Origin of the sequence: Staphylococcus saccharolyticus, from assembly GCF_900458815.1 — a bacterium.
Classification (GTDB): Bacteria; Bacillota; Bacilli; order Staphylococcales; family Staphylococcaceae; genus Staphylococcus; species Staphylococcus saccharolyticus.
Window position 1 is genome coordinate 1185935 of record NZ_UHDZ01000001.1, and the last position, 25614, is coordinate 1211548.

Annotated in this window: 26 protein-coding genes and 2 pseudogenes; 27 read left to right on the forward strand and 1 reads right to left on the reverse strand. The window is 31.4% G+C overall.

The features are described from left to right. Positions 1-15 precede the first annotated feature (15 nt). From DYE57_RS05810 to holA, 12 genes and pseudogenes are all read left to right on the forward strand, one after another. Entirely contained in the window at positions 16-543 is a 528-nt protein-coding gene (locus DYE57_RS05810) for a YqeG family HAD IIIA-type phosphatase (RefSeq protein ID WP_115313225.1), read from the forward strand. Continuing rightward, complete coding sequence (gene yqeH / locus DYE57_RS05815; RefSeq protein ID WP_115313226.1) at positions 544-1644, forward strand: ribosome biogenesis GTPase YqeH; 1101 nt, start codon at positions 544-546, stop codon at positions 1642-1644. It begins immediately after the preceding gene. A 16-nt stretch (positions 1645-1660) separates the two neighbouring features. Continuing rightward, positions 1661-2467, forward strand: a complete 807-nt coding sequence (gene aroE / locus DYE57_RS05820; protein ID WP_115313227.1) for a shikimate dehydrogenase — start codon at positions 1661-1663, stop codon at positions 2465-2467. Continuing rightward, positions 2467-2757, forward strand: coding sequence for a ribosome assembly RNA-binding protein YhbY (gene yhbY / locus DYE57_RS05825; RefSeq protein ID WP_115313228.1), 291 nt, complete (start codon positions 2467-2469; stop codon positions 2755-2757). Before aroE ends, yhbY begins: the two co-directional genes overlap by 1 nt. Further along, a complete protein-coding gene (gene nadD / locus DYE57_RS05830; RefSeq protein ID WP_115313229.1) occupies positions 2757-3332 on the forward strand; it encodes a nicotinate (nicotinamide) nucleotide adenylyltransferase in 576 nt (191 codons plus the stop codon). Before yhbY ends, nadD begins: the two co-directional genes overlap by 1 nt. Then, complete coding sequence (yqeK, locus tag DYE57_RS05835) at positions 3319-3903, forward strand: bis(5'-nucleosyl)-tetraphosphatase (symmetrical) YqeK (protein WP_115313230.1); 585 nt, start codon at positions 3319-3321, stop codon at positions 3901-3903. The genes nadD and yqeK overlap by 14 nt, the downstream gene beginning before the upstream one ends. After that, positions 3904-4257 (forward strand): ribosome silencing factor, encoded by a 354-nt coding sequence (gene rsfS, locus DYE57_RS05840; protein WP_115313231.1) that lies wholly within the window; start codon positions 3904-3906, stop codon positions 4255-4257. Positions 4258-4259: 2 nt separating this feature from the next. Beyond that, positions 4260-4979 (forward strand): annotated as a pseudogene (locus DYE57_RS05845) (class I SAM-dependent DNA methyltransferase). Positions 4980-5348: 369 nt separating this feature from the next. Then, entirely contained in the window at positions 5349-5729 is a 381-nt protein-coding gene (locus tag DYE57_RS05850) for a helix-hairpin-helix domain-containing protein (RefSeq protein WP_115313232.1), read from the forward strand. Between the two features lie 79 nt (positions 5730-5808). Beyond that, entirely contained in the window at positions 5809-6270 is a 462-nt protein-coding gene (locus DYE57_RS05855) for a ComE operon protein 2 (protein ID WP_115313234.1), read from the forward strand. Between the two features lie 3 nt (positions 6271-6273). Beyond that, positions 6274-8264, forward strand: a pseudogene (locus DYE57_RS12965) (DNA internalization-related competence protein ComEC/Rec2). Between the two features lie 44 nt (positions 8265-8308). Then, positions 8309-9283: a DNA polymerase III subunit delta gene (holA, locus tag DYE57_RS05865; RefSeq protein WP_115313235.1), complete on the forward strand. Its 975-nt coding sequence runs from the start codon at positions 8309-8311 to the stop codon at positions 9281-9283. Positions 9284-9330: 47 nt separating this feature from the next. Here holA and rpsT read toward each other — a convergent pair whose 3' ends face one another. Next, on the reverse strand, positions 9331-9582 hold the full coding sequence (gene rpsT, locus DYE57_RS05870) for a 30S ribosomal protein S20 (RefSeq protein ID WP_115313236.1): 252 nt from the start codon (positions 9580-9582) through the stop codon (positions 9331-9333). Positions 9583-9880: 298 nt separating this feature from the next. Between rpsT and lepA the strand changes: the two genes are divergently transcribed. The 15 genes from lepA to ybeY all read left to right on the forward strand — a co-directional run bounded on the left by lepA (position 9881) and on the right by ybeY (position 25613). Next, positions 9881-11704, forward strand: coding sequence for a translation elongation factor 4 (gene lepA, locus DYE57_RS05875; RefSeq protein WP_115313237.1), 1824 nt, complete (start codon positions 9881-9883; stop codon positions 11702-11704). Between the two features lie 150 nt (positions 11705-11854). Beyond that, positions 11855-12976, forward strand: a complete 1122-nt coding sequence (gene hemW / locus DYE57_RS05880) for a radical SAM family heme chaperone HemW (protein ID WP_115313238.1) — start codon at positions 11855-11857, stop codon at positions 12974-12976. 102 nt (positions 12977-13078) lie between these two features. Then, complete coding sequence (gene hrcA, locus DYE57_RS05885; protein WP_115313239.1) at positions 13079-14053, forward strand: heat-inducible transcriptional repressor HrcA; 975 nt, start codon at positions 13079-13081, stop codon at positions 14051-14053. Positions 14054-14081: 28 nt separating this feature from the next. Continuing rightward, positions 14082-14714, forward strand: coding sequence for a nucleotide exchange factor GrpE (gene grpE / locus DYE57_RS05890; RefSeq protein WP_115313240.1), 633 nt, complete (start codon positions 14082-14084; stop codon positions 14712-14714). Positions 14715-14768: 54 nt separating this feature from the next. After that, the gene (gene dnaK, locus DYE57_RS05895) at positions 14769-16589 is read left to right on the forward strand and encodes a molecular chaperone DnaK (protein WP_115313241.1); all 1821 of its coding nucleotides are present in this window, start codon (positions 14769-14771) and stop codon (positions 16587-16589) included. 147 nt (positions 16590-16736) lie between these two features. Next, a complete protein-coding gene (gene dnaJ / locus DYE57_RS05900; protein ID WP_115313242.1) occupies positions 16737-17858 on the forward strand; it encodes a molecular chaperone DnaJ in 1122 nt (373 codons plus the stop codon). Positions 17859-17861: 3 nt separating this feature from the next. Then, the gene (prmA, locus tag DYE57_RS05905; RefSeq protein WP_115313243.1) at positions 17862-18800 is read left to right on the forward strand and encodes a 50S ribosomal protein L11 methyltransferase; all 939 of its coding nucleotides are present in this window, start codon (positions 17862-17864) and stop codon (positions 18798-18800) included. 1 nt (position 18801) lies between these two features. Beyond that, on the forward strand, positions 18802-19554 hold the full coding sequence (locus DYE57_RS05910) for a 16S rRNA (uracil(1498)-N(3))-methyltransferase (protein ID WP_165417891.1): 753 nt from the start codon (positions 18802-18804) through the stop codon (positions 19552-19554). Between the two features lie 6 nt (positions 19555-19560). Beyond that, positions 19561-20907: a tRNA (N(6)-L-threonylcarbamoyladenosine(37)-C(2))-methylthiotransferase MtaB gene (gene mtaB / locus DYE57_RS05915; protein WP_115313245.1), complete on the forward strand. Its 1347-nt coding sequence runs from the start codon at positions 19561-19563 to the stop codon at positions 20905-20907. Between the two features lie 125 nt (positions 20908-21032). Next, positions 21033-21209 carry a 30S ribosomal protein S21 gene (gene rpsU / locus DYE57_RS05920; protein WP_000048060.1) on the forward strand — a complete coding sequence of 59 codons (177 nt, stop codon included), beginning with the start codon at positions 21033-21035 and terminating at the stop codon, positions 21207-21209. Between the two features lie 273 nt (positions 21210-21482). Beyond that, on the forward strand, positions 21483-22190 hold the full coding sequence (locus DYE57_RS05925) for an NfeD family protein (protein WP_115313246.1): 708 nt from the start codon (positions 21483-21485) through the stop codon (positions 22188-22190). 18 nt (positions 22191-22208) lie between these two features. Further along, positions 22209-23198, forward strand: coding sequence for a flotillin-like protein FloA (floA, locus tag DYE57_RS05930; RefSeq protein ID WP_115313247.1), 990 nt, complete (start codon positions 22209-22211; stop codon positions 23196-23198). A gap of 15 nt (positions 23199-23213) precedes the next feature. Further along, positions 23214-23882, forward strand: a complete 669-nt coding sequence (locus tag DYE57_RS05935) for an iron transporter (protein WP_115313248.1) — start codon at positions 23214-23216, stop codon at positions 23880-23882. Between the two features lie 315 nt (positions 23883-24197). After that, the gene (locus DYE57_RS05940; protein WP_115313249.1) at positions 24198-25145 is read left to right on the forward strand and encodes a PhoH family protein; all 948 of its coding nucleotides are present in this window, start codon (positions 24198-24200) and stop codon (positions 25143-25145) included. Next, entirely contained in the window at positions 25146-25613 is a 468-nt protein-coding gene (gene ybeY / locus DYE57_RS05945) for an rRNA maturation RNase YbeY (protein WP_115313250.1), read from the forward strand. Position 25614 lies beyond the last annotated feature (1 nt).

Sequence of the window (25614 nt, forward strand, 5' to 3'; positions counted from 1 at the left end):
AAGGTGAAAAGGAAAATGGGAATCGTCAAGAATTTATTTATGCCAAATGCATATGTGAAATCAGTATTTGAAATTGATATAAAGAAATTGGCTGAGACAGGTGTTAAAGGAATTATCACTGATTTAGATAATACTTTAGTAGGATGGGATGTAAAAGAACCTACTAAAAGAATTAAAGAATGGTTTGCCGAAGCAAGACAATTAGGTATAACAATAACAATTGTGTCAAATAATAATGAGGAACGTGTATCGAACTTCTCAAGTAATTTAAATGTAGATTATATTTTTAAAGCTCGAAAACCTATGGGTAGGGCTTTTAAAAAGGCTATCACTCACATGAATATTAAGGCTAGTGAAACAGTAGTTATCGGTGATCAGATGCTCACAGATGTTTTTGGAGGAAATCGTAATGATCTATATACAATCATGGTCGTACCAGTAAAACGTACTGATGGCTTTATTACTAAATTTAATCGTTTAATTGAAAAACGCTTATTAAATCATTTTAGAAAAAAAGGTTATATTAAATGGGAGGAAAATTGATTGAGTGAAACACTAAAATGTATTGGTTGTGGAGCACCATTGCAATCAGAAAACAAAGATGCACTAGGATATGTGCCTGAACATAATATGTTTCGTGAAGATGTGATTTGTCAAAGATGCTTTAGACTTAAAAACTATAATGAAGTTCAAGATGTAGGCATGGATAGTGAAGACTTTTTGAATTTATTAACAAGTCTATCTGAAAAATCAGGAATTATAGTGAATGTTGTAGACGTTTTTGATTTTGAAGGATCATTTATTAACGCGATTAAACGAATAGTAGGTAATAAAAAAATTATTTTAGTAGCTAATAAATTAGATTTATTACCAAAACAAATAAACAAACGTCGCGTGAAAGAATGGTTAAAGAAAACTGCGCGAAAGTATGGTTTAGAAGCAGAAGATGTTGTTTTAATTTCAGCTGAAAAAGGTTGGGGCATCAATGATTTACTACAATCTATTAAACAAGTAAGAGATAATAATGATGTTTATATAGTTGGGACAACTAATGTAGGTAAATCAACACTAATTAATAAATTAATTGAACATAGTGTTGGTGAAAAGGATGTAGTAACAACATCTCGATTCCCTGGAACTACATTAGATATGATTGATATACCACTTGACGAAAAAACGTTTATGTATGATACACCCGGAATTATACAAAATCATCAAATGACTCACCATGTAACTGAGCAAGAACTTAAAACAATTATGCCAAAAAAAGAAATTAAACAACGGATATATCAACTCAATGAAGGACAGACGCTATTTTTTGGAGGACTTGCTCGAATTGATTATATAACAGGTGGTAAGCGCCCTTTAGTCTGTTTCTTTTCAAATGATATAAACATTCATAGAACTAAAACTGAAAAAGCGAATGAATTATGGAAATCACAATTGGGATCACTTTTATTTCCTCCTAAAAAAATTGAAAACTTTAGTTTAAATAATATTAAAGCAGTGAGACTTGAAACTGGTAAATCTAAACGGGATGTAATGATTTCAGGTCTTGGATTCATTACAATTGATGCAGGAGCGAAAGTAATCGTACGTATTCCTAAAAATGTCGACGTTATTCTAAGAGACTCAATTTTATAACAAAGGAGTGTTAGGGTTGAAATTTGCAGTAATCGGAAATCCTATCTCTCATTCTTTATCACCATTGATGCATAATGCTAATTTTAAATCATTGGGCATAAATGACACATATGAAGCAATAAATATACCTATTGAACAATTTGATACAATTAAGGAAATCATAACAGAAAAAAATCTAGATGGTTTTAACATTACTATTCCGCACAAAGAAAGAATTTTACCTTTTTTAGATGATATAAATGAGCAATCAAAATCAGTAGGAGCAGTGAATACTGTTTTGATTAGAGATGGCAAGTGGATTGGATACAATACAGATGGAATCGGATATGTAAGTGGCTTAAATAATATATATGAAGATTTAGAAGAAACATATATATTAATTTTAGGAGCAGGCGGTGCAAGTAAAGGTATCGCAAATGAACTATCAAAGATTGTTAAGAGTAAATTAACTATCGCTAATCGTACCATGTCTCGTTTTGATAATTGGCAATTAGATATCAATAAGATTAGTTTAAATGAGGCTGAAAAACACTTAGATGAATTTGATATCATTATTAATACGACACCAACAGGAATGGATAATAATGAATGTGTGATATCGTTAGATTATTTATCTTCACACGCATTAGTAAGTGACATTATTTATATTCCGTATAAGACGCCAATTTTAATGGAAGCCGAAAAACTCGGAAATCCTATACACAATGGATTGGACATGTTTGTATATCAAGGTGCTGAAAGTTTTAAAATATGGACAGGCAAACAACCTAATATACATGTTATGAAGGAAACAGTAATTAATAAATTGAAAGGAGAAATATAATGTTATCAGGAAAACAAATGAGATATTTACGTAGTTTAGCACACAAAATTGATCCAACTTTTCATGTGGGAAAAGGCGGTATGAATGGTAATATGACTAAACAAATTAATGAAATATTAAAAAATCACGAACTTGTTAAAATACACATTTTGCAAAACAATTTTGATGATAAAAATGATTTAGCTCAAGAACTAGCTAGCGCTACTCAAAGTGAACTAGTACAAGTAATCGGGTCAATGATTGTACTATATAAAGAAGTTGAAAATAATAAAGAAATTACACTGCCATAATGTCTAAAAAGATTGTTCTATATGGCGGTCAATTCAACCCGATTCATACCGCACATATGATTGTAGCTAGTGAAGTGTATCATACTCTAAAACCTGATTTATTTTACTTTTTACCTAGTTATATGGCTCCTTTAAAAGAACATGATGAATTTTTACACTCTTCACATCGTATACACATGATTGAACTCGTAATCGAAGAGTTGGGTTTCGGAGAAATTTGTACTGCTGAACTAGAAAGAAAGGGACAAAGTTACACTTATGAAACAATGATGGAATTCAAAAGAATCCATACCAATGATGATATTTTCTTTGTTATTGGTACCGATCAGTACAAACAACTAGATAAGTGGTATAACATAGAACACTTAAAAGAAATCCTAACATTTGTCATTGTTAATAGAGATATTGATTTTCAAGAGGTAGACGAAGATATGATTTCTATAAAAATACCTCGTGTTGATATTAGCTCTACAATGATAAGAAAGAGAATTAAAAACAATGATAATATACAAGTTTTAGTCCCAAAAAAAGTAGAGAATTATATTAAGGAGGAAGGGTTTTATGGAGATAAGTAAAGCTAAAAAACTTATAAAAGATAAGCTACCAGAAAAACGTTATCAACACTCTCTTCGAGTTGCGGAAACTGCTGTAAAATTAGCAGAAATTTATGATGGCGACAAGAAAAAATCTGAACTAGCTGGTATCCTTCACGACTATTGTAAATATGATGATTTGAGTACAATGTATCAAATTGTTAGACAATATGATTTAGAAAGCGACTTACTAAGTTATGGTGGCGAAATTCTCCATGGTCCAGTCTGTGCTGCCTTGATGAAACATGATTATCATGTCAATGATGAAGAGGTTTTACTCGCCATTAAATACCACACTACTGGGCGACAACAAATGACTAAAACCGAAAAGCTTATTTTTATTGCAGATTATATTGAACCAGGGCGAAAAACCCCTGGAGTTGAAGAAATTCGAGATATGGCATACAATCAAGGTAGCTTAGATAAAACAATTTATGAGATTTCTAAGCGTACAGTTTTATTTTTGATTAGTAAAGACATTACAGTATATGGAGCGACAATTACTTGTTTGAATTATTATAATTATAGTGACGAAAGAATAAAGGATGATTAAATGAGTTCAGAAGAATTATTAAATATTGCTGTCGAAGCGACAGAGAATAAAAAAGCAGAAGATATAATTTCTCTAAACATGAATGGTATTAGTGATATGACTGACTATTTTGTAGTATGTCACGGCAATAACGAACGTCAAGTACAATCAGTTGCTAGAGCAGTTAAAGAAGCTGCACATGAAAACAATATTAATGTTAAACGAATGGAAGGTTATCACGAAGCTAGATGGATTTTAATTGATTTAGCTAATGTAGTGGTACACGTATTCCATAAAGATGAACGTAGTTATTATAACATCGAGAAATTATATCAAGATGCACCTATAGAAGCATATGGTCAGGTTGCATACTAATAATGGTGCAATATCAAGATATGAGTTTGGTATATGATCAACTCACTTAAGATCAACCATATGATTCATGGTTTAATATTGTAAAACACTATTCAGACCCATATGGCAACACTATATTAGATATTGGTTGTGGTACTGGAAGTTTAACTCGTCTTTTAAATTCATTAGGCGATGTAACTGGAATGGATTTAAGTGTGGACATGCTTTCAATTGCCAGACAAAAGTCTAATCAAGTGACATGGATTGAAGGTGATATGACTCAATTTGAGTTGAAACAAAAGTTCAATATTATAACAATATTTTGTGATTCACTGAATTATTTATCAACAGATAAAGATGTAAAAAAGACTTTCCAAACTGTATTTCATCATTTATCTGACAATGGTGTATTTATTTTTGATGTGCACACTGCATATAAAATGAATACATTATTTAATAATCAAAGCTATATTGATGAAACAGATAATGTTTTTGTAGGTTGGGATGCGATTAAAGGAAAAGAACCATTGAGTGTTTATCATGAGATGACTTTTTTTGTTATGCAACAAGATAGGAGTTACCAACGGTTTGACGAATCTCATTACCAAAGAACATTTTATGAAGATACTTATAAAAATTTTTTAAAACAAGTAGGTTTTACTGATATTAAAACCTTTACTGACTTCAACATTGAAGAACATAATGAAAACGCACATAGACTATTTTTTGTAGTACAAAAATAATCATCTAAAATAAAAGTAAAATCACTCCTTTATATGTTAATAAGTGTGAAGGGGTGATTTTCTGTTTAATTTAGATAAAAAGTATATCAATTTTATTGTCAAATGGAGAAGTTACATTATTACTAGTATTTTAGCTATAATTATATTAGTTTTTTTATAGTAAATAGAGGAGAGGATTATAGTAAAGAAGTTGAGAAAAATAAGAATTTTGATGAAATACAATATCTAGATGGCGGTAACCAAGACGAAAAAATTAAAATTAAAACTAAAACTATAAGTAAAGGTGATTTAACTGAAAATAAACAACTTAAAAATATAAAAATTTATATTGATGTTAAAGGAGCTGTAGAACACCCAAATGTTTATAAAATGTCATCTGTTGATAGAGTTATTGATGCTGTAAATGAGGCTAAACCTACAAAAGAAGCTGACTTATCTCAAATAAATCTCTCAGAGAGATTAATCGATCAAAAAATTATTTATATTCCTAGAAAGGGGGAGACTATTGTCTCTTCACCTCAATCATCAAATAAAACTTCCTCAACCTCAAATCAAAATCAGCAAATTAATTTAAATAATGCTACAGAAGCTGATTTAAAAAAATACCCGGTATTGGATCCACAAAAGCTAAGGAAATACTCAACTATAGAGAACAAAAGTGGGGGATTTAATAGCATTGAAGACTTAAAAAAAATTAAAGGTTTTGAAGAAAAAACTTATGAAAAGCTTAAAGATCAATTTATAATTTAACTTTTATGTGATTGCAATTGTAAATTGTAATAAGCTATAAATGTTGATTGTATTAAATAATTAAGGAGGCAGCTAGAGAATGGAAAGAATTAAATGGGAAGAGTATTTTATGGCGCAAAGTCATTTACTCGCACTTAGATCAACTTGTAAACGGCTTTCTGTAGGAGCCACAATTGTAAAAGATAATAGAATTATTGCTGGAGGATACAATGGTTCAGTGGCTGGTGAGGTACATTGCATAGACGAAGGATGTTTGATTGAGGATGGTCACTGTATTAGAACTATTCATGCTGAAATGAATGCTTTACTTCAATGTGCTAAGCAGGGTGTTTCTACAGAAGGAGCCACTATTTATGTGACACACTTTCCATGCTTAAACTGTACTAAATCAATCATTCAAGCTGGAATTAAAACAATTTATTACGCTCAAGATTATCATAATCATGATTACGCTATTAGATTATTAAAACAATCTGGGATTGAATATAAAAAGATACCATTTTCTCCTAAATATGTGTCACAATATCTTACAGAAGGATAAGCTATGTTCTATATAGTACTCTCTTTCTTAGTGGGGATACTTTGGATACATTTCAAAGTTATCTCTACTGCATTGTCAATTGTTATTTTAATTCTATACGTCATTAAAAAGTTAAAATACCCACATTTGTTATTAATTATTATTGCTCCATTTTTATCAAATATGTTAATTAATCACTATAATAAAGACTCATATAATCAAATAATTAATATTAAAACTCATCCATACATTAATCATTTTCTCACATTTAAAAGTTTTGAACACAAATCCCAAGTCTATACTGGTATCATAAATTATAAAACAAATGAATATAGATTCATATATAAATCTATGTTTCCTCATTTAAAACAAAATCTCACTCATTACTCGTGTGTAGTAAAGGGTAGATTTGATTTTGATAAAGATAAACCAACTTTGATTATCTCTACAATTAAATATAAGAGTTGTCAACTTAATAATTCATTTAATCCCATCTACAAACATCAACTGTATATTTATCAGAGTTATTATTTTTAATACTTTATTCCATATATACAGGCTTTGTTCCAAGCGCATTAAGAGCTATTGCTATGGCCATTCTCCTCATACTACTACCGAAAACTTATAAAAATTCTTCTCTCGATATTTTATCCTTTATCTTTATAATGATGGTCATTATAAATCCAAAGTTCATTTATAATATTGGTTTTCAGTTTTCATTTTTAATTAGTACGTTCCTTTTATTAGCACAACTCCACTTAAAAAATCTTACGCTTTCTAAAACTATCATAAACTATTACTTGTTTATCTCAATTTAGTTCTGTAATTATAAGTGCTTATCACTTTAATCAATTCCAATGGATAGGTTTTTTATCTAATATCTTTTTTGTTCCTTATTATAGTTTTATACTTTTCCCTTCAGTTATTTTTTTCTTTATTTTCTGTCATTTCAAACATCATAATTATTTGTTAAATAAAATTATGGATTCTCTCTTTCAATACCATGATTGGTTCATAACAAAATTTTTGTATTTTAATCATTACAAATGGTTTATTCCTAATCTAAATGAATATTCACTACTATTTTTAATCGTTACTTGTATTTTTTTACTACTTATTATGGCGTATAAAGTCTTAAAAATAGCCCTACCAGTTTTTTTAATAATTTTACTTCTTTTAAACAGCCACACAATGCAGAACTTACTTTATTTGATGTTGATCAAGGTGATAGTATTTTATTTAAGACCAATCATAATAAAAATATTATGATTGATACTGACGGAAAAGGTGATGAAAGGCATATTATGAACACCACAATATAGCAAAATTTAAAATTCTACCAAGTCTTAAGAAGAAAGGCATCTCTACCATCGATTATTTAATTATTTCTCATCCTCATGCGGATCATATGGAAGAACAACTTTATCTTTTTGAGACACTTAACATAAAAACAATCATTTTAAATAGTGATAAATTTACAACTTCTATTCTCATGCAAATTAAAAGTCAAAGTTCAGAGAAACACATTAAATTAATGGATGTTAAGCAAATATTTCAACTAAATGTGAACGATGCTCAATTAAAATTTTTCCATACGTATATAAATAATAGTGATGATAAAAATGAGCAATCTATAATCATTCTCATTCAATATAAAAATAGAAATTTCTTAATTAATGGGTGATGCGACTGTGAATAATGAACAAAAGTTAATAAATAATTATCAACTGCCGAAAATAGATATACTTAAAGTTGGTTACCATGGAAGTAGAGCAAGTAGTTCGAAAGAATTTATCAAAATCATTAAACCAACCATAAGCTTAATTTCAAGTGGAAAAAATAATAAATATCGATTGCATAATTATGACGTCATCGATCGTTTGAAAACTTATGGAAGCAAAGTTTTTGATACACAAAACAATGGTGAACTGAAAATAAATTTAAATGAAAATTCTTTCAAAGTTTATCGTTATATTTTAAATCAAGAGACTTTAGCTAGAGAAGTAACGCAGTAAAATGCTATAATTTATGAGTATGATTAATAGAGGAAGGTGGCTGTATGAGTGATAATATTATAACCATTTATGGTGAAGTCCCAGAACTTGTCGAGAAAAAAAGCAGTGAGATTGTAAACGATTATCTAGGACAAGATAAAGATGATTTTAACTATGTTAAATTTAATATGTACGAAACAGAATTAACGCCTATTATCGAAGAAATACTTACGTTACCGTTTTTTTCGGATAAAAAGGCAATAGTAGTAAAAAATGCCTATGTCTTTACGGGAGAAAAAGTTTCAAAAGATCTGAATCATAATCCAGATCAATTTATCGAATTTATTGAAAAATATGATGGAGATAATTTGATTGTTTTTGAAGTTTACCATAATAAATTAGATGAACGAAAAAAGTTAACAAAGACTTTAAAGAAAAATTCACAACTTAAAAAAATCGAACAAATGTCCGAAGAAGAAATAAAAAAATGGATTCAACAAAAATTACACGAAAACTTTAAAGATATTAAACGTGATGCTATAGACTTATTTGTTGAATTAACAGGTATTAATTTTAATATAGTTTCACAAGAATTAGATAAACTTATACTTTTTATAGGTGATAGATCAATTATTAATAAAGCGGACGTCAACTTAATTATAAATAGGAGCTTAGAGCAAAATGTGTTCTTATTAACCGAGTATATTCAAAAAGGAAAAAAAGAGCAAGCTATTAAGTTGGTTAATGATTTAATTACTATGAAAGAAGAGCCTATTAAATTGTTAGCTTTAATTACTAGTAACTATAGATTATATTATCAATCTAAAATACTAAGTCAAAAGGGGTATAATGGTCAGCAAATCGCAAAGACTGTTAATGCCCATCCCTATAGGGTAAAACTTGCTCTAAATCAAGCACGTCATTATGAACTAGACAGCTTATTAAATATTATTAACTCATGTGCTGAGACAGACTACAAACTGAAATCGTCTTATATAAATAAACAACTGATATTAGACTTATTTATCTTAGCGCTATAATAACTAAAAAAGATCAAGCACAATGCTTGATCTTATCTTATAATCAATTATTTATTAGCTGACATAAGTTGTGATTTGATACGATCAGCTTTATTTGAATGGATTAAATTGCTATGAGATGCTTTATCGACTTGCTTGATAGCAAATCTTAATAATTCATCTTTATTTTCAGCACCAATTGAGATAGCTGATTTTGCACGTTTAACTGCTGTACGCATAGCATTCTTTTTGGAAATATTACGTGCTTCAGCTGTTTCAGTCGTTCTTACACGTTTAACTGCAGATTTAATGTTTGGCATTTCTGTCACCTCCTAAAAGTGAACTTAACTTATCAAATTTTATTTGATTACAACAAGAAATATTTTATCAAAAGTAGATTATTTGTGCAATCTTTTATTTAAAGGCAAATGAGCATAAAATTAAAGATTCTTTAATATTGGAAAGCACAGGTTTAGTAGATATAATGTTTATATTAGCAAACTTGTTAAATAAAAATTTACTAACTTTGAGATAGTTTGCAATTAAACTTTAAAAACGTTACTATATCAAAGATGCATACATACTGCGGGTTATTATGATGAAAGCGAGAAGGATATTATGAATAAGCAACAACGTTACAATAGAAGAGAACATATTAGAAATTTCTCTATCATTGCTCATATAGACCACGGGAAATCTACATTGGCTGATAGAATATTAGAAAATACAAAATCAGTTGAAACTCGTGAAATGCAAGACCAATTACTAGACTCAATGGATTTAGAGAGAGAACGTGGCATCACAATAAAATTAAATGCAGTGCGCTTAAAATACGAAGCCAAAGATGGTCAAACTTACACTTTTCATCTCATAGATACACCTGGACACGTAGACTTTACTTACGAAGTTTCACGCTCTCTGGCAGCATGCGAAGGTGCTATTTTAGTAGTTGATGCTGCACAGGGTATAGAAGCGCAAACACTTGCGAATGTTTATTTAGCACTTGACAACGACTTAGAACTACTGCCTGTTGTCAATAAGATAGATTTACCAGCCGCTGAACCAGAAAGGGTTAAGCAAGAATTAGAAGATGTAATTGGTTTAGACCAAGATGATGTCGTTCTTGCAAGTGCGAAATCTAATATTGGAATAGAGGAGATATTAGAAAAAATTGTTGATGTAGTACCAACACCGGATGGAGATCCAGATGCCCCTCTTAAAGCATTGATATTCGATTCTGAATATGACCCTTATAGAGGTGTTATATCTTCTATTAGAATTATCGATGGAGTTGTTAAAGCAGGAGATAAAATTAAAATGATGGCAACAGGTAAAGAGTTTGAAGTAACAGAAGTTGGTATTAATACTCCTAAACAACTACCTATTGAAGAATTAACTGTAGGCGACGTAGGATATATTATTGCGAGTATCAAAAATGTTGATGACTCTAGGGTAGGGGACACTATAACTTTAGCAAACAGACCTGCTGAAAAGCCATTGAAAGGTTATAAGAAAATGAATCCGATGGTGTACTGTGGATTATTCCCTATTGATAATAAAGATTATAATGACTTAAGAGAGGCTTTAGAAAAGCTACAACTTAATGATGCCTCTCTAGAATTTGAACCCGAATCATCCCAAGCTCTTGGATTTGGATATAGAACAGGTTTCTTAGGTATGTTGCACATGGAAATAATACAAGAAAGAATAGAGAGAGAGTTTGGCATTGAATTAATTGCTACAGCACCATCAGTTATTTATCAGTGTGCCTTAAAAGACGGTAATGAAGTTACTATAGACAATCCAGCTCAAATGCCTGAGAGAGATAAAATTGATCATATCTATGAACCATTTGTTAAAGCCACTATGATGGTTCCTAATGATTACGTTGGAGCAGTTATGGAGTTATGTCAGCGTAAACGTGGACAATTTGTCAACATGGATTATTTAGATGATATTAGAGTAAATATAGTATACGAAATTCCACTTTCTGAAGTAGTATTTGATTTCTTTGACCAACTTAAATCTAATACTAAAGGATACGCATCTTTTGATTATGAGTTTATAGAAAACAAGGAAAGTAATTTAGTAAAAATGGATATTCTTTTAAATGGTGATAAAGTCGATGCATTAAGTTTTATAGTTCATAGAGATTTTGCTTATGAGAGAGGTAAGGCACTTGTCGAGAAATTAAAAACACTCATTCCACGACAACAGTTTGAAGTGCCTGTTCAAGCAGCAATAGGACAAAAAATTGTAGCTCGAACTAATATTAAATCTATGGGTAAAAATGTGTTGTCTAAATGTTATGGTGGCGACATAAGTCGTAAACGTAAATTATTAGAAAAGCAAAAGGCTGGTAAAGCAAAAATGAAAGCAGTCGGAAATGTAGAAATTCCTCAAGATGCTTTCTTAGCAGTTCTTAAAATGGATGATGAATAAATTTTTAAAAATGAGGTTGAGACACACGTATAGTCTCACCCTAATTATACTCCCATTAAATATATCAGTTTATAAAACTTAACACCTTATGTATGTCCTGGTTTATAGAATTGAATTAATACAGATTTTAGTAATTATGGAGGTTTAATTTTGACAGTTACAAGTGCATATATACATATTCCATTTTGCGTTAGAATTTGTACCTATTGTGATTTCAATAAATATTTTATTGATAAACAACCGGTAGATGATTATTTAGATACCCTTATTCAAGAGATGCAAGTAAAAAATAACAGAGAACTTAAAACGATGTATGTAGGCGGAGGTACACCTACAGCTTTAAATATTGTTCAATTAGAGAGACTATTAAAAGCAATTAATCAAACATTTAAAATAAGCGGAGAATTTTCATTCGAGGCAAATCCAGATGAACTCACTTTTGAAAAAGTTAATCTATTAAAACGATATGGGGTCAATAGGATATCAATGGGAGTTCAAACTTTTAAACCAGAATTACTAAAAATTTTAGGAAGAACACATACGTCTGAAGATATATATGCTGCAGTAGATAACGCGCGAAAAGTGGAAATAAAGTCTATAAGCCTTGATTTAATGTATCATTTACCAAACCAAAGTTTAGAAGATTTTAAGGAAAGCATAGATTTAGCACTTGAAATAGATATTGATCATCTTTCAAGTTATGGATTAATTCTTGAACCTAAAACTCAGTTCTACAACATGTATAGAAAAGGACATCTTAAGTTGCCTAATGAGGATTTAGGAGCACACATGTATCAACATTTGATGAAACGCATAGAACACTCTTCTTTTAATCAATATGAAATTTCTAATTTCAGCAAACAAGGGCATGAATCAATTCATAACAAAGTCTATTGGTTAAATGAAGAATATTATGGATTTGGAGCTGGTGCTAGTGGTTATGTGGATGGAGTAAGATATACCAATTTGAATCCAGTTAATCATTATATTAATGCTATGAAAAACAATAAGAAGCCTATCTTAACTCAAAACAAACCAACTGTTAAAGAACGTATGGAAGAAGAAATGTTTTTAGGTCTAAGAATGAATAAAGGAGTCAACATCGAAAGATTTAATAAAAAATTCGATGTACCTTTAAATAAAATATTTGGTCAAGCAATAACATATTTAATCCATCGAGGTTTATTGAAAAAAGAAGACCAATACATCGCTATGACTAAGCGTGGGAAAGTGATTGGAAACGAAGTTTTTGAAGCATTCTTACTAAACTAATAAAAATTTTGAGAATTTAATGCTTTAACATTGACTTACTTTGACCTTTTTGATAAATTATAATTAGCACTTGAGATAAAAGAGTGCTAATGAGGTGAAAACATGATTACAGAAAGACAATTAAGCATCCTTAATGCAATTGTTGAAGATTATGTTGATTTTGGACAACCGATTGGTTCTAAAACATTAATTCATCGTCATAATTTAGATGTAAGTCCAGCAACGATAAGAAACGAAATGAAGTATCTTGAAGAGATGAATTTCATTGAAAAGACACATACCTCTTCAGGAAGAACTCCTTCTGAGTTAGGTTTTAGATATTATGTCAATCGTTTATTAGAACAAACATCTCATCAAAATCAAAACAAAATTCAACGTTTAAATCAATTATTAATTGAGAATCACTATGATAGTTCAACCGCATTGACATATTTTGCAGATGAACTATCAACGAAATCTCAATACGCAACGTTGGTTGTCCGCCCTAATCATAAGCAAGATATAATTAATAATATTCATTTGATTCGAGCTAACAATCATTTGATTATTTTAGTGATGGTATTTTCTTCAGGACATGTTGAAAACATTCATTTTGTTTCAAGCATCAGCGTCCACAATCTCAATTTAAACAGAATAGCCAACTTTTTAACGAATCATTTTAATGATAATAACGAAGAATTAAAACAAAGTTTAGACTCGTTTATTGAAAATGATGAAAAGTTTTTAGTCAAAGAGATTGTCGAAATGATAAACCTTCACATTACTAATCAAAGTAATAGCATTTATATGGGTGGAAAGGTTAAACTTATTGATGCGTTAAATGAATCTAACGTTTCTTCTATTCAACCGATTCTTCAATATATAGAATTAAACAAAATAACGGAACTTTTGGATGATATATCTACATCACAAATCAATGTACGAATAGGAAAAGAAATTGATGATAGTTTAAGTGATATATCTATAGTGACAAGTCAATATCATTTTGATGAATCACTCAAAGGTCAAATTGCGGTAATAGGACCAACTGCTATGCATTATCAAAATGTAATTCAGTTACTTAACCGAATATGGTAGTAATTAGGATTGTATTGGAGGTCAGACAATGACAGAAAAAAATCAAACAGCGAATCAAACTGATGATGGTATTAAGGCTGAACAAGAAGATACTCAAACAGTTAATCAATCTCAAAATTCAGTTAAGGACGCTGATAATAACGAAGTGAAAGGAGATCATATGCAAGAAGATTCTCAAGAGAGTAATGAGCAAGAGGATGTAGATCCTACAGTTGAGAAGATTCAAGAGTTAGAAAAACTTGCAAATGATAATGAAGAGAAGTACTTAAGATTATATGCTGAATTTGAAAATTATAAACGTAGAATTCAGAATGAAAATCAAATTAATAAAACTTATAAAGCGCAGAGTGTTTTAACAGATATCTTACCGTCAATAGATAATATTGAGCGCGCACTACAAATTGAAGGTGATGATGATTCATTTAAATCCCTTCAAAAAGGAGTGCAAATGGTGCACGAAAGCTTACTTAAAGCACTCAAAGATAATGGTCTTGAAGAGATAGTTGCTGAAGGTGAAGAATTTGATCCTAACCTACATCAAGCAGTAGTTCAAGATGATAATCCTGATTTCAAATCAGGAGAGGTAACCCAAGAATTACAAAAAGGCTATAAACTAAAAGATCGTGTTTTAAGACCGTCAATGGTTAAAGTAAATCAATAATTTGATTGAAAAAACATTGTTACATTAAAATTTTAAAATTGGAGGAATTTTATTATGGGCAAAGTAATTGGAATTGATTTAGGTACTACAAACTCTTGTGTAGCTATTTTAGAAGGCGATGAACCAAAAGTAATTCAAAATCCAGAAGGTGCACGTACAACTCCATCAGTTGTAGCATTTAAAAATGGAGAAACTCAAGTAGGGGAAGTTGCTAAACGTCAAGCCATCACAAACTCTAACACTGTACAGTCTATCAAACGTCATATGGGAACAGACTATAAAGTTGATATTGAAGGCAAATCTTATACTCCTCAAGAAATCTCAGCTATGATTTTACAAAATCTAAAAAGTACTGCTGAAAGTTATTTAGGCGAAACAGTTGATAAAGCAGTTATTACAGTTCCAGCTTATTTTAACGACGGTGAACGCCAAGCAACTAAAGACGCTGGTAAAATTGCTGGTTTAGAAGTTGAACGTATTATTAATGAACCTACAGCTGCTGCGTTAGCTTATGGCTTAGATAAAACTGAACAAAATCAAAAAGTACTTGTATTTGACTTAGGTGGCGGTACTTTTGACGTATCAATTCTTGAATTAGGTGACGGAGTATTTGAAGTACTTTCAACTGCAGGTGACAATAAACTTGGCGGTGACGACTTTGACCAAGTTATCATTGATTATTTAGTATCTGAATTCAAAAAAGAAAATGGTGTAGATTTATCTCAAGATAAAATGGCTTTACAAAGATTAAAAGATGCTGCTGAAAAAGCTAAAAAAGACTTATCAGGTGTGTCTCAAACTCAAATTTCATTACCTTTCATTTCTGCTGGTGAAAGTGGCCCATTACACTTAGAAATTAGTTTAACTCGTTCTAAATTTGAAGAATTATCAGACTTATTAATAAGAAAAACTATGGAACCAACTCGTCAAGCATTAAAAGACGCAGGTCTATCAACTTCTGATATTGATGAAGTTATCCTTGTTGGTGGATCTACTCGTATTCCAGCAGTACAAGAAGCAGTTAAAAAAGAAGTAGGTAAAGAACCTCATAAAGGTGTAAACCCTGATGAAGTTGTTGCTATGGGTGCTGCTATCCAAGGTGGCGTCATCACTGGTGATGTAAAAGACGTTGTTTTATTAGACGTAACTCCTTTATCACTTGGTATAGAAATCATGGGTGGACGTATGAACACTCTTATTGAACGTAATACAACTATCCCAACTTCTAAATCACAAGTTTATTCTACAGCAGCGGATAATCAACCAGCAGTAGATATTCACGTATTACAAGGTGAACGTCCTATGGCATCTGACAATAAAACATTAGGCAGATTCCAATTAACTGACATTCCACCAGCTCCACGTGGTGTACCTCAAATCGAAGTAACTTTCGACATCGACAAAAATGGTATTGTAAATGTTACTGCAAAAGATTTAGGAACTAATAAAGAACAAAACATTACTATTCAATCAAGTTCTTCTTTATCAGATGAAGAAATTGATCGTATGGTTAAAGATGCTGAAGAAAATGCTGAAGCTGACAAAAAACGTCGTGAAGAAGTTGACTTGCGAAACGAAGCAGATGGCTTAGTATTCCAAGTTGAAAAAACTATCAAAGATTTAGGAGAAAATATTGGCGAAGATGATAAGAAAAATGCAGAAGAGAAAAAAGATGCACTTAAAACTGCATTAGAAGGAGAAGACATCGAAGATATTAAAGCTAAAAAAGAAGAACTTGAAAAAGTTGTTCAAGAGTTATCTGCAAAAGTTTATGAACAAGCTCAACAACAAGCTCAAGATGAACAAAGTTCTCAAGATAACACTGTTGAAGATGCTGATTTCAAAGAAGTTAAAGATGATGAAGATAAAAAATAAGACTAAGTCGTATTAGTCTGAAGGATATCCTTCATAACTAAGTAAAAAAGTCAAAGTCAATCGAACATTGACTTTGGCTTTTTATTTGGATAGTTAAAAGGAATTAGATAAACTAATCTTGTTAAACGTATAAAAGGAGAGATAGTTGTGGCCAAAAGAGACTATTATGAAGTCTTAGGCGTAAGTAAAAGCGCTTCAAAAGACGAAATCAAAAAAGCTTATCGTAAATTATCGAAAAAATATCATCCTGATATTAATAAAGAAGAAGGCGCAGATGAAAAATTTAAAGAAATCTCCGAAGCGTATGAAGTATTAAGTGATGATAATAAACGTGCTAACTACGATCAATTTGGACATGAAGGACCACAAGGTGGATTTGGCAATCAAGGTTTCGGTGGCGGAGACTTCGGTGGATTTGAAGACATATTCAGTTCATTCTTTGGCGGAGGTTCACGACAAAGAGATCCAAATGTCCCACGTAAAGGTGATGACTTACAATACACTATGACAGTAAATTTTGAAGAAGCTGTTTTTGGTACAAAAAAAGGAATTTCTATTAGAAAAGATGTCACATGTCATACATGTAATGGAGAAGGTGCTAAACCAGGTACAAGTAAAAAAACTTGTAGTTACTGTAATGGTTCTGGACGAGTTTCTGTTGAACAAAATACCATTTTAGGTAGAGTGAGAACCGAACAAGTATGTCCAAAATGCGAGGGCAGTGGACAAGAATTTGAGGAACCATGTCCTACTTGTCACGGTAAAGGTACAGAAAACAAAACTGTTAAATTAGAAGTAACTGTGCCAGAAGGTGTAGATAATGAGCAACAAATTCGTTTAGCTGGTGAGGGTTCTCCAGGAACCAATGGTGGACCGCATGGTGATTTGTACGTTGTCTTCAGAGTTCAACCCTCTGATACTTTCGAACGCGATGGTGATGATATTTATTACAATTTAAATATTAGTTTCTCACAAGCAGCCTTAGGTGATGAAATAAAAATACCTACTCTGAATAGTAATGTTGTTCTTACAATTCCTGCAGGTACACAAACTGGCAAACAATTCCGCCTTAAAGATAAGGGTATTAAAAATGTTCATGGTTATGGGCATGGAGATTTATTCGTTAATATAAAAGTTGTAACTCCAACTAAATTGAACGATCGACAAAAAGAATTAATGAAAGAATTTGCTGAAATCAATGGTGAAGACATAAATGAACAACCATCTAATTTTAAAGATAGAGCAAAGAGATTCTTTAAAGGGGAATAAATAATGGATTGGATGGAACTTTCGATTGTAGTTAATCATGAAGTAGAATATGACGCTATTGATATTCTTGAAAATAACGGTTCTAACGGTGTAGTTATAGAAGATTCTAAAGACTTAATAGAACAACCGACTGATAAATTTGGTGAAATTTATCAATCAAATCCTAATGATTATCCAACTCAAGGAGTCAGACTCAAAGCATACTTTAATGAACTCGCATACAACGACCTATTAAGATCTAAAATTAAAAATGAAATTATCAATTTGGTTGAACTAAAAGTAAATATATTTACTTTTGAAGAAAAAGAAATAGCTGAATCTGATTGGGCAAATGAATGGAAAAATTATTTCCATCCATTTCGAGTATCAAAGCAGTTTACCATTGTACCCAGTTGGGAATCATATGAAAAAACAAATGAGGATGAGTTATGTATAGAACTTGATCCTGGTATGGCTTTTGGCACTGGCGATCATCCAACAACAAGTATGTGTTTAAAAGCAATAGAAACCTATGTTAAATCTTCTCATTCCGTGATTGATGTTGGAACTGGTTCAGGAATATTAAGTATTGCTAGCCATTTACTTGGAGTACAACGAATAAAAGCATTAGATATTGATGAAATGGCAGTAAGTGTAGCTAAAGATAACTTTAAAAAGAATCACTGTGATCAGGCAATCGAAGCAGTTCCAGGTAATTTATTACAAGGTGAACATGAAAACTTTGATATTGTGATTGCAAATATTCTTGCTCATATTATTGAAGAAATGATTGAAGATGCTTATAATACTCTAAATGAAGAGGGTTATTTCATTACTTCAGGTATTATTGAAGAGAAATCCAAAGATATAGAATCACATATGAAGCGCGTTGGTTTTCATGTTATTTCAATCGAACATAACAACGGTTGGGTATGCATCGTTGGTCAGAAAGTGAGTGGTTAATTTGCAAAGATACTTTATTAATCAAAGCGCTGATGAAAATCAGTGCTTTTTTATTGAAAATAAAGATGATATACATCATATAAATAAAGTAATGCGTCAAACAAAGGATGATTCTATTATTGTTACATTTTTAGATGAAAAAGTTTACAAATGCAAAATTATTTCAATTAACCAACAAGCAATTGAAATTAAACCACAGGAACAACAAGATATTAATACTGAATTACCCCAACATATAACAATATGTAGCGGATTAATTAAAGCGGATAAGTATGAATGGATGATTAAAAAAGCAACTGAATTAGGTGCAAACGAATTTATTGCGGTAAGTATGGAACGCTCTGTAGTAAAACTCAATGAGTCTAAAGTTGCCAAAAAATTAGAAAGATGGCAAAAAATTATAAAAGAGGCTTCAGAACAAAGTTATCGTTTAAATATACCTCGTGTTCAATTTAAGTCGAATTTAAAAGAAATTTATGATATGATAAATCATTATGACTACGTTCTTATTGCATATGAAAAACACGCTAAACATGGAGAATTAAGCCGTTTTAAAAAAATATTAAAACAATTAAAAGCACAAGATCGTGTTTTAATGATTTTTGGACCTGAAGGTGGACTATCCGAAAATGAGATTGCATTATTTGAAGAAGCAAGTACGCTAGTTGGCTTAGGTCCACGTATTTTAAGGGCTGAAACTGCGCCACTTTATGCGTTAAGTGCAGTAAGTTATGAAAAAGAATTATTGGGGTGAAAGACTATGTCAACGGTTGCGTTTCACACACTAGGTTGTAAAGTAAACCATTATGAAACAGAAGCAATTTGGCAATTATTTAAGGAAGCGGATTATGATAGAGTAGATTTTGAAACAAACGCAGATGTATTTGTAATTAATACATGTACGGTAACTAATACCGGTGATAAAAAAAGTCGACAAATTATACGACGTGCAATCAGACAAAATCCTGATGCAGTCGTCTGTGTTACTGGTTGTTACGCTCAAACTTCTCCAGCTGAAATCATGGAAATACCAGGGGTTGATATCGTTGTAGGTACTCAAGATCGTCATAAGTTATTAAGATACATTGAGCAATATCAAATAGAAAGACAACCCATTAATGGCGTAGGTAATATTATGAAAAACAGAATTTATGAAGAATTAGAAGTTCCATATTTTACTGATAGAACACGAGCATCTTTAAAAATACAAGAAGGGTGTAATAATTTCTGCACATTTTGTATTATTCCGTGGGCACGTGGCTTAATGCGTTCAAGAGATCCACAAAAAGTAGTAGAACAAGCAACTCAACTTGTAAATTCAGGTTATAAAGAAATTGTCTTGACTGGTATACATACCGGTGGCTATGGACAAGATTTAAAAAATTACAATCTAGCTCAATTGTTACATGATTTAGATGAAATTAATGGCTTAGAGCGTATTCGAATTTCGTCTATTGAAGCAAGTCAGTTAACAGATGAGGTCATCAATGTTATTAGTCAATCAAATAAAGTGGTAAGACATTTACATGTACCATTACAATCAGGTTCCGATAATGTATTGAAACGAACGAGACGTAAATATACAATGGCACACTTCTCAGAGAGATTAACGGAATTACACAAAGCACTCCCAGATTTAGCTGTTACAAGTGACGTTATTGTTGGATTTCCTGGTGAAACAGATGAAGAGTTCCATGAAACTTATGATTTTATAGTTAATCATCATTTTTCAGAATTACATGTGTTCCCTTATTCTCCTAGAATTGGTACACCAGCTGCTCGAATGGATAACCAAATCGATGATGAAATTAAGAACGAGCGAGTTCATAAACTCATCTCATTGAATAATCAACTTGCTAAAGAATATGCGTCTAAATTTGAGCGTGAGGTTTTAGAAGTTATTCCTGAAGAAGTAGGCGAAACGCCTAATACATTAATGGGGTATGCTGATAACTATATGAAAGTTCAATTTGAAGGCGATGAATCTTTAATTGGACAGATTGTAAAAGTTAAAATCTTAAAAGCTGATTATCCTTTAAATGAGGGGAAAGCTATTCGTGTTGTCGAGCATGCAACGAATCAGACAGAACAAGAATTGCTTATTTAAATATTTAAAAAATGTAAATTTTACTGATTGACCACTATATATAGTTATATTATACTAATAAATGCATAGTTTTACTATGTAATGACTATAAAGTTCCGTTGATATTTGGAGGGAGGGAAATACAGATGTCTAAAACAGTAGTACGTAAAAATGAATCACTAGAAGATGCTTTACGTAGATTTAAACGTTCAGTATCAAAAAGTGGAACTATCCAAGAAGTACGTAAACGTGAATTTTACGAAAAACCAAGTGTAAAACGTAAAAAGAAATCAGAAGCTGCACGTAAACGTAAATTCAAATAATTAATAGCTCTGTTGACTCCCTCAACACAAATGTTAATTATATATCGCCCTAGTTCAAAGAACTAGGGTTTTTATTTTGTACACATTCATACGATTAATTGAATTAATAATAAAATTTTCTTTGCTTATACAAATTTAAAGATGGTAATCAGAAATTATTAAAATTAAAATTGGTTAAGTTATTTATTTACACAGTGATGCTTTTTATATTACGTAAACACTATAAGAAGCTTGCGGTTTCATGTATAATCAGATTGAGGGCGAGGTGAAATGATGAGTAACTTAAATCTAATACATACGTTATTTTTAACAGAGCACACAAATGAAACAAATTGGGTTGAATTCCTTGCACATATAATTACTCAACCTATTGTTTCTTTAATTTTAACTTGTGTCATCTTTCTTGGTTTTTTATATCAACTATATTCAAAACGCATCAATACAGTGGGAATCATAGCTTTATTAGCTTTATTATTTCTATTTTTAGGATTTCTCATTAATGGTGATGTCAATGTACTTTCTGTACTATTATTCTCTATTGGCGTAATATTATTAGTCATTGAATTATTTATTATAGGTGCTGTCATTGGTATCGTAGGTATGATACTGATTACACTAAGCATTATCATGTTAGGTGATAACATCTTACTTATGTTAGGAAGTGTGGCAATTGCATTGATTTTATCGATTATAGAGTGGGTGATATTAGTGAAATTATTTAATAAAAAAATTCCGTTTTTAGATAAAGTTATCTTAAAAGACTCAACAAGCTCTGAGGCAGGATATCGTTCACATGATGACCGCTCTCATCTCATAGGAAAAACCGCTCAAACAATTATCGACTTGAGACCAGCTGGAATTATTACTTGTGGTGATAAGAGAATTGATGCTGTTTCAGATGGCACATTCGTATTACGTAATAGACAAGTAAAAATACTTGAAGTTGAAGGCACTCGTGTAGTTGTTAGAGAAATTGAATAATTATTAAGGAGCGAGTTAATGTTTAGTATTGGTTTCATAGTTATTGCAGTTATAATAGTAGTTGCATTACTTATTTTATTCTCATTTGTACCTGTAGGTCTATGGATATCAGCACTAGCTGCAGGTGTTCATGTGGGAATTGGCACATTAGTAGGTATGCGTTTAAGAAGAGTATCACCTAGAAAAGTAATTGCCCCACTAATTAAAGCACATAAAGCTGGATTAAAACTTACAACTAACCAACTTGAATCACACTATCTAGCTGGTGGTAATGTAGATAGAGTCGTGGACGCTAACATAGCTGCTCAACGTGCAGATATCGATTTACCATTTGAACGAGGAGCTGCTATTGATTTAGCAGGACGAGACGTACTTGAAGCAGTACAAATGTCAGTAAATCCTAAAGTCATTGAAACACCGTTTATTGCCGGTGTAGCAATGAATGGTATCGAAGTTAAAGCAAAGGCACGTATAACTGTTCGTGCAAACATAGCTAGATTGGTTGGTGGTGCTGGAGAGGAAACAATCATCGCCAGAGTCGGCGAAGGTATTGTATCTACAATTGGCTCAAGTGAACATCATACCGAAGTACTTGAAAATCCTGACAATATCTCTAAAACAGTGTTAAGTAAAGGCTTAGATTCAGGGACAGCATTTGAAATTTTATCAATCGATATAGCTGATGTTGATATTAGTAAAAATATTGGTGCCGATTTACAAACTGAGCAAGCATTGGCAGATAAAAATATCGCTCAAGCTAAGGCAGAAGAACGTCGTGCAATGGCTGTAGCATCTGAACAAGAAATGAAAGCTCGTGTACAAGAAATGAGAGCGAAAGTAGTAGAAGCCGAATCTGAAGTACCATTAGCAATGGCAGAAGCACTTAGATCAGGCAATATCGGTGTTAAAGATTATTATAACCTTAAAAATATCGAAGCAGATACAGGCATGAGAAATGCAATTAATAAACGCACTGACCAAAACGATGACGAATCACCAGACCAATAACGATGAGGTGATGTTATGAATGTCGGTATAATAATTTTTATAATATCTGTGATTATTACAGGTATTAGTGCTATGCGTGATAAAAGTCATGAAGATAGACAAAATCAAAAACCTCTTCCAAAGTCTCCTCATAAGAATCAACCTAAAAAAGGTGCTTTCTTTGAACAATTAGAAAAGACATTTAAAGAAATTAGTGATGAATTAAATGGGGAACCCGAGAAGAAGCAACGTAAAGATTTTGAAAGGTCATTACCTCCTTTAAACAAAGAAGTTAAAGAAGATAAGCCCTTAGAACATGATAAATCAGCATACCCTAAGCCAGATCCAACACCATACAAAGATGAAAACAATAAACCTCAACCAGTTGCCTCTACCACAAGAGATGACAACACTGAAAGATTAAGAAAAGAACTTGAAACAACTTTATCTAGGGATTTAATAAATGTAAGAAATGAAATAGATAAAGAAAAAGAAAAGCAACTTCAGATGATAGAGAAAAAAGCTCAGGACATCATTCAAGATGAGTATTTATCTGAAAGAACAAAAAGATATCGTTTGAAGCAATTGCTTAATTCTCAAAACGTTGAAAGAAATATGACTCATTCTACATTTAAATATGATAATGACGAGGTAATTAATGGCTTGATTTGGTCTGAAATTCTAAGTAAACCTAAACAACTTTAATTGTTAAAGAACTCATCTATTATCACTAATCTTTTAAGTAAGTATAAGTTAGAGAGTAAAATTAGTATTCATAAGTTTCAAACTTAAATACGTTTTACTCTCTTTTTAATTTGTCTAAAAACAAGGATTTTAGTAAAATTTAAGTAACAGTAGTGTAAATAATGTTGATTACTTTTAATTAAAGCATTAGTTTACTAACAAATAAAGTAAACATGCTACAATAGAGATGGATAAAGTTATCATTATTATTATAGTCATGATACATAGTCGTAAAAAGAATAATATAACTAACGTAACTTGAAAAGGAGCGCGTTTATGCCAGGAATAATTCAAATTGACGACATTAATCAGTCACAAGCCTTAATTGGAAATAATGATGAACATCTTAAAGCTATTGAGGACAACTTTGATGTCGTGATACATGCTAGAGGCCAAGAAATTGCAGTTAAAGGTGAAAAACTAGAGCATGTTGAAAAAGCCGAATTAGTTCTTACCAATTTACTTAAGGTAATTGAATTAGGAAATACGATTACACTTAAAGATGTTGAGGCTGCGATGAAAATGGCAGACAATAATACAATTCAACATCTTTTAGATTTATATGATGAAGAAATTACAAAAGATGCCTTTGGTAAAACAATACGTGCGAAAACAATGGGCCAACGTATGTATGTCAATGCCATGAAAAGAAATGATTTAGTGTTCGGGATTGGTCCTGCTGGTACAGGTAAAACTTTTTTAGCGGTTGTTTATGCTGCTAAACAATTACGTAAAGGATCAGTTAAGCGTATAGTACTAACTAGACCAGCAGTTGAAGCTGGTGAGTCTCTTGGGTTCCTACCTGGTGATTTGAAAGAAAAAGTAGATCCATATCTACGTCCACTCTATGATGGACTCAATACCGTTTTAGGAAGAGAACAGACACAAAGATTTATTGAGCGAGGAATTATTGAAATAGCTCCTCTCGCTTATATGAGAGGACGAACTTTAGATGATGCATTTGTCATCTTAGATGAAGCACAAAATACGACGCACGCACAGATGAAAATGTTTTTAACTCGATTAGGATTCGGATCAAAAATGGTTGTAACAGGTGATCAGACTCAAATTGATTTACCAAAAGGTGTCAAAAGTGGCTTGAAAGAAGCTGTAAAAAAATTGAGTGGAGTAACTGGTTTGATCATTATGAAACTTGACCAAAGCGATGTTGTTAGACATCCACTTGTTAGCAAAATTATTGATCGCTATGAAGGGATTGAGTAAATGTTTACCATAGATTTTAGTGACCATACCAACTTAGTTAAAGATGAATGGTATCAACAAATCGATTCATTATTAACCTTTGCTAAAAAGAAGGAAAATATCAATAACGACGCAGAACTATCAGTTACTTTTGTCGATAAAGATGAAATACAAAATATCAACAAAATATACAAAGATAAAGATAAAGTGACTGATGTGATTTCCTTTGCTTTAGAAGAGGATGAACCTGATATTGAATTTAATGAATTAGATATACCACGGGTTTTAGGTGACATTATTATTTGCACTGATGTAGCTAAAGAACAAGCTGAGAATTATGGACATTCATTTGAACGTGAATTAGGATTTCTAGCATTACACGGTTTCTTACACTTACTGGGATATGATCACATGAATGAAGAAGATGAAAAAGAAATGTTTGGTCGCCAAGATGATATTTTGAATGCTTACGGTTTAACAAGAGATTAAT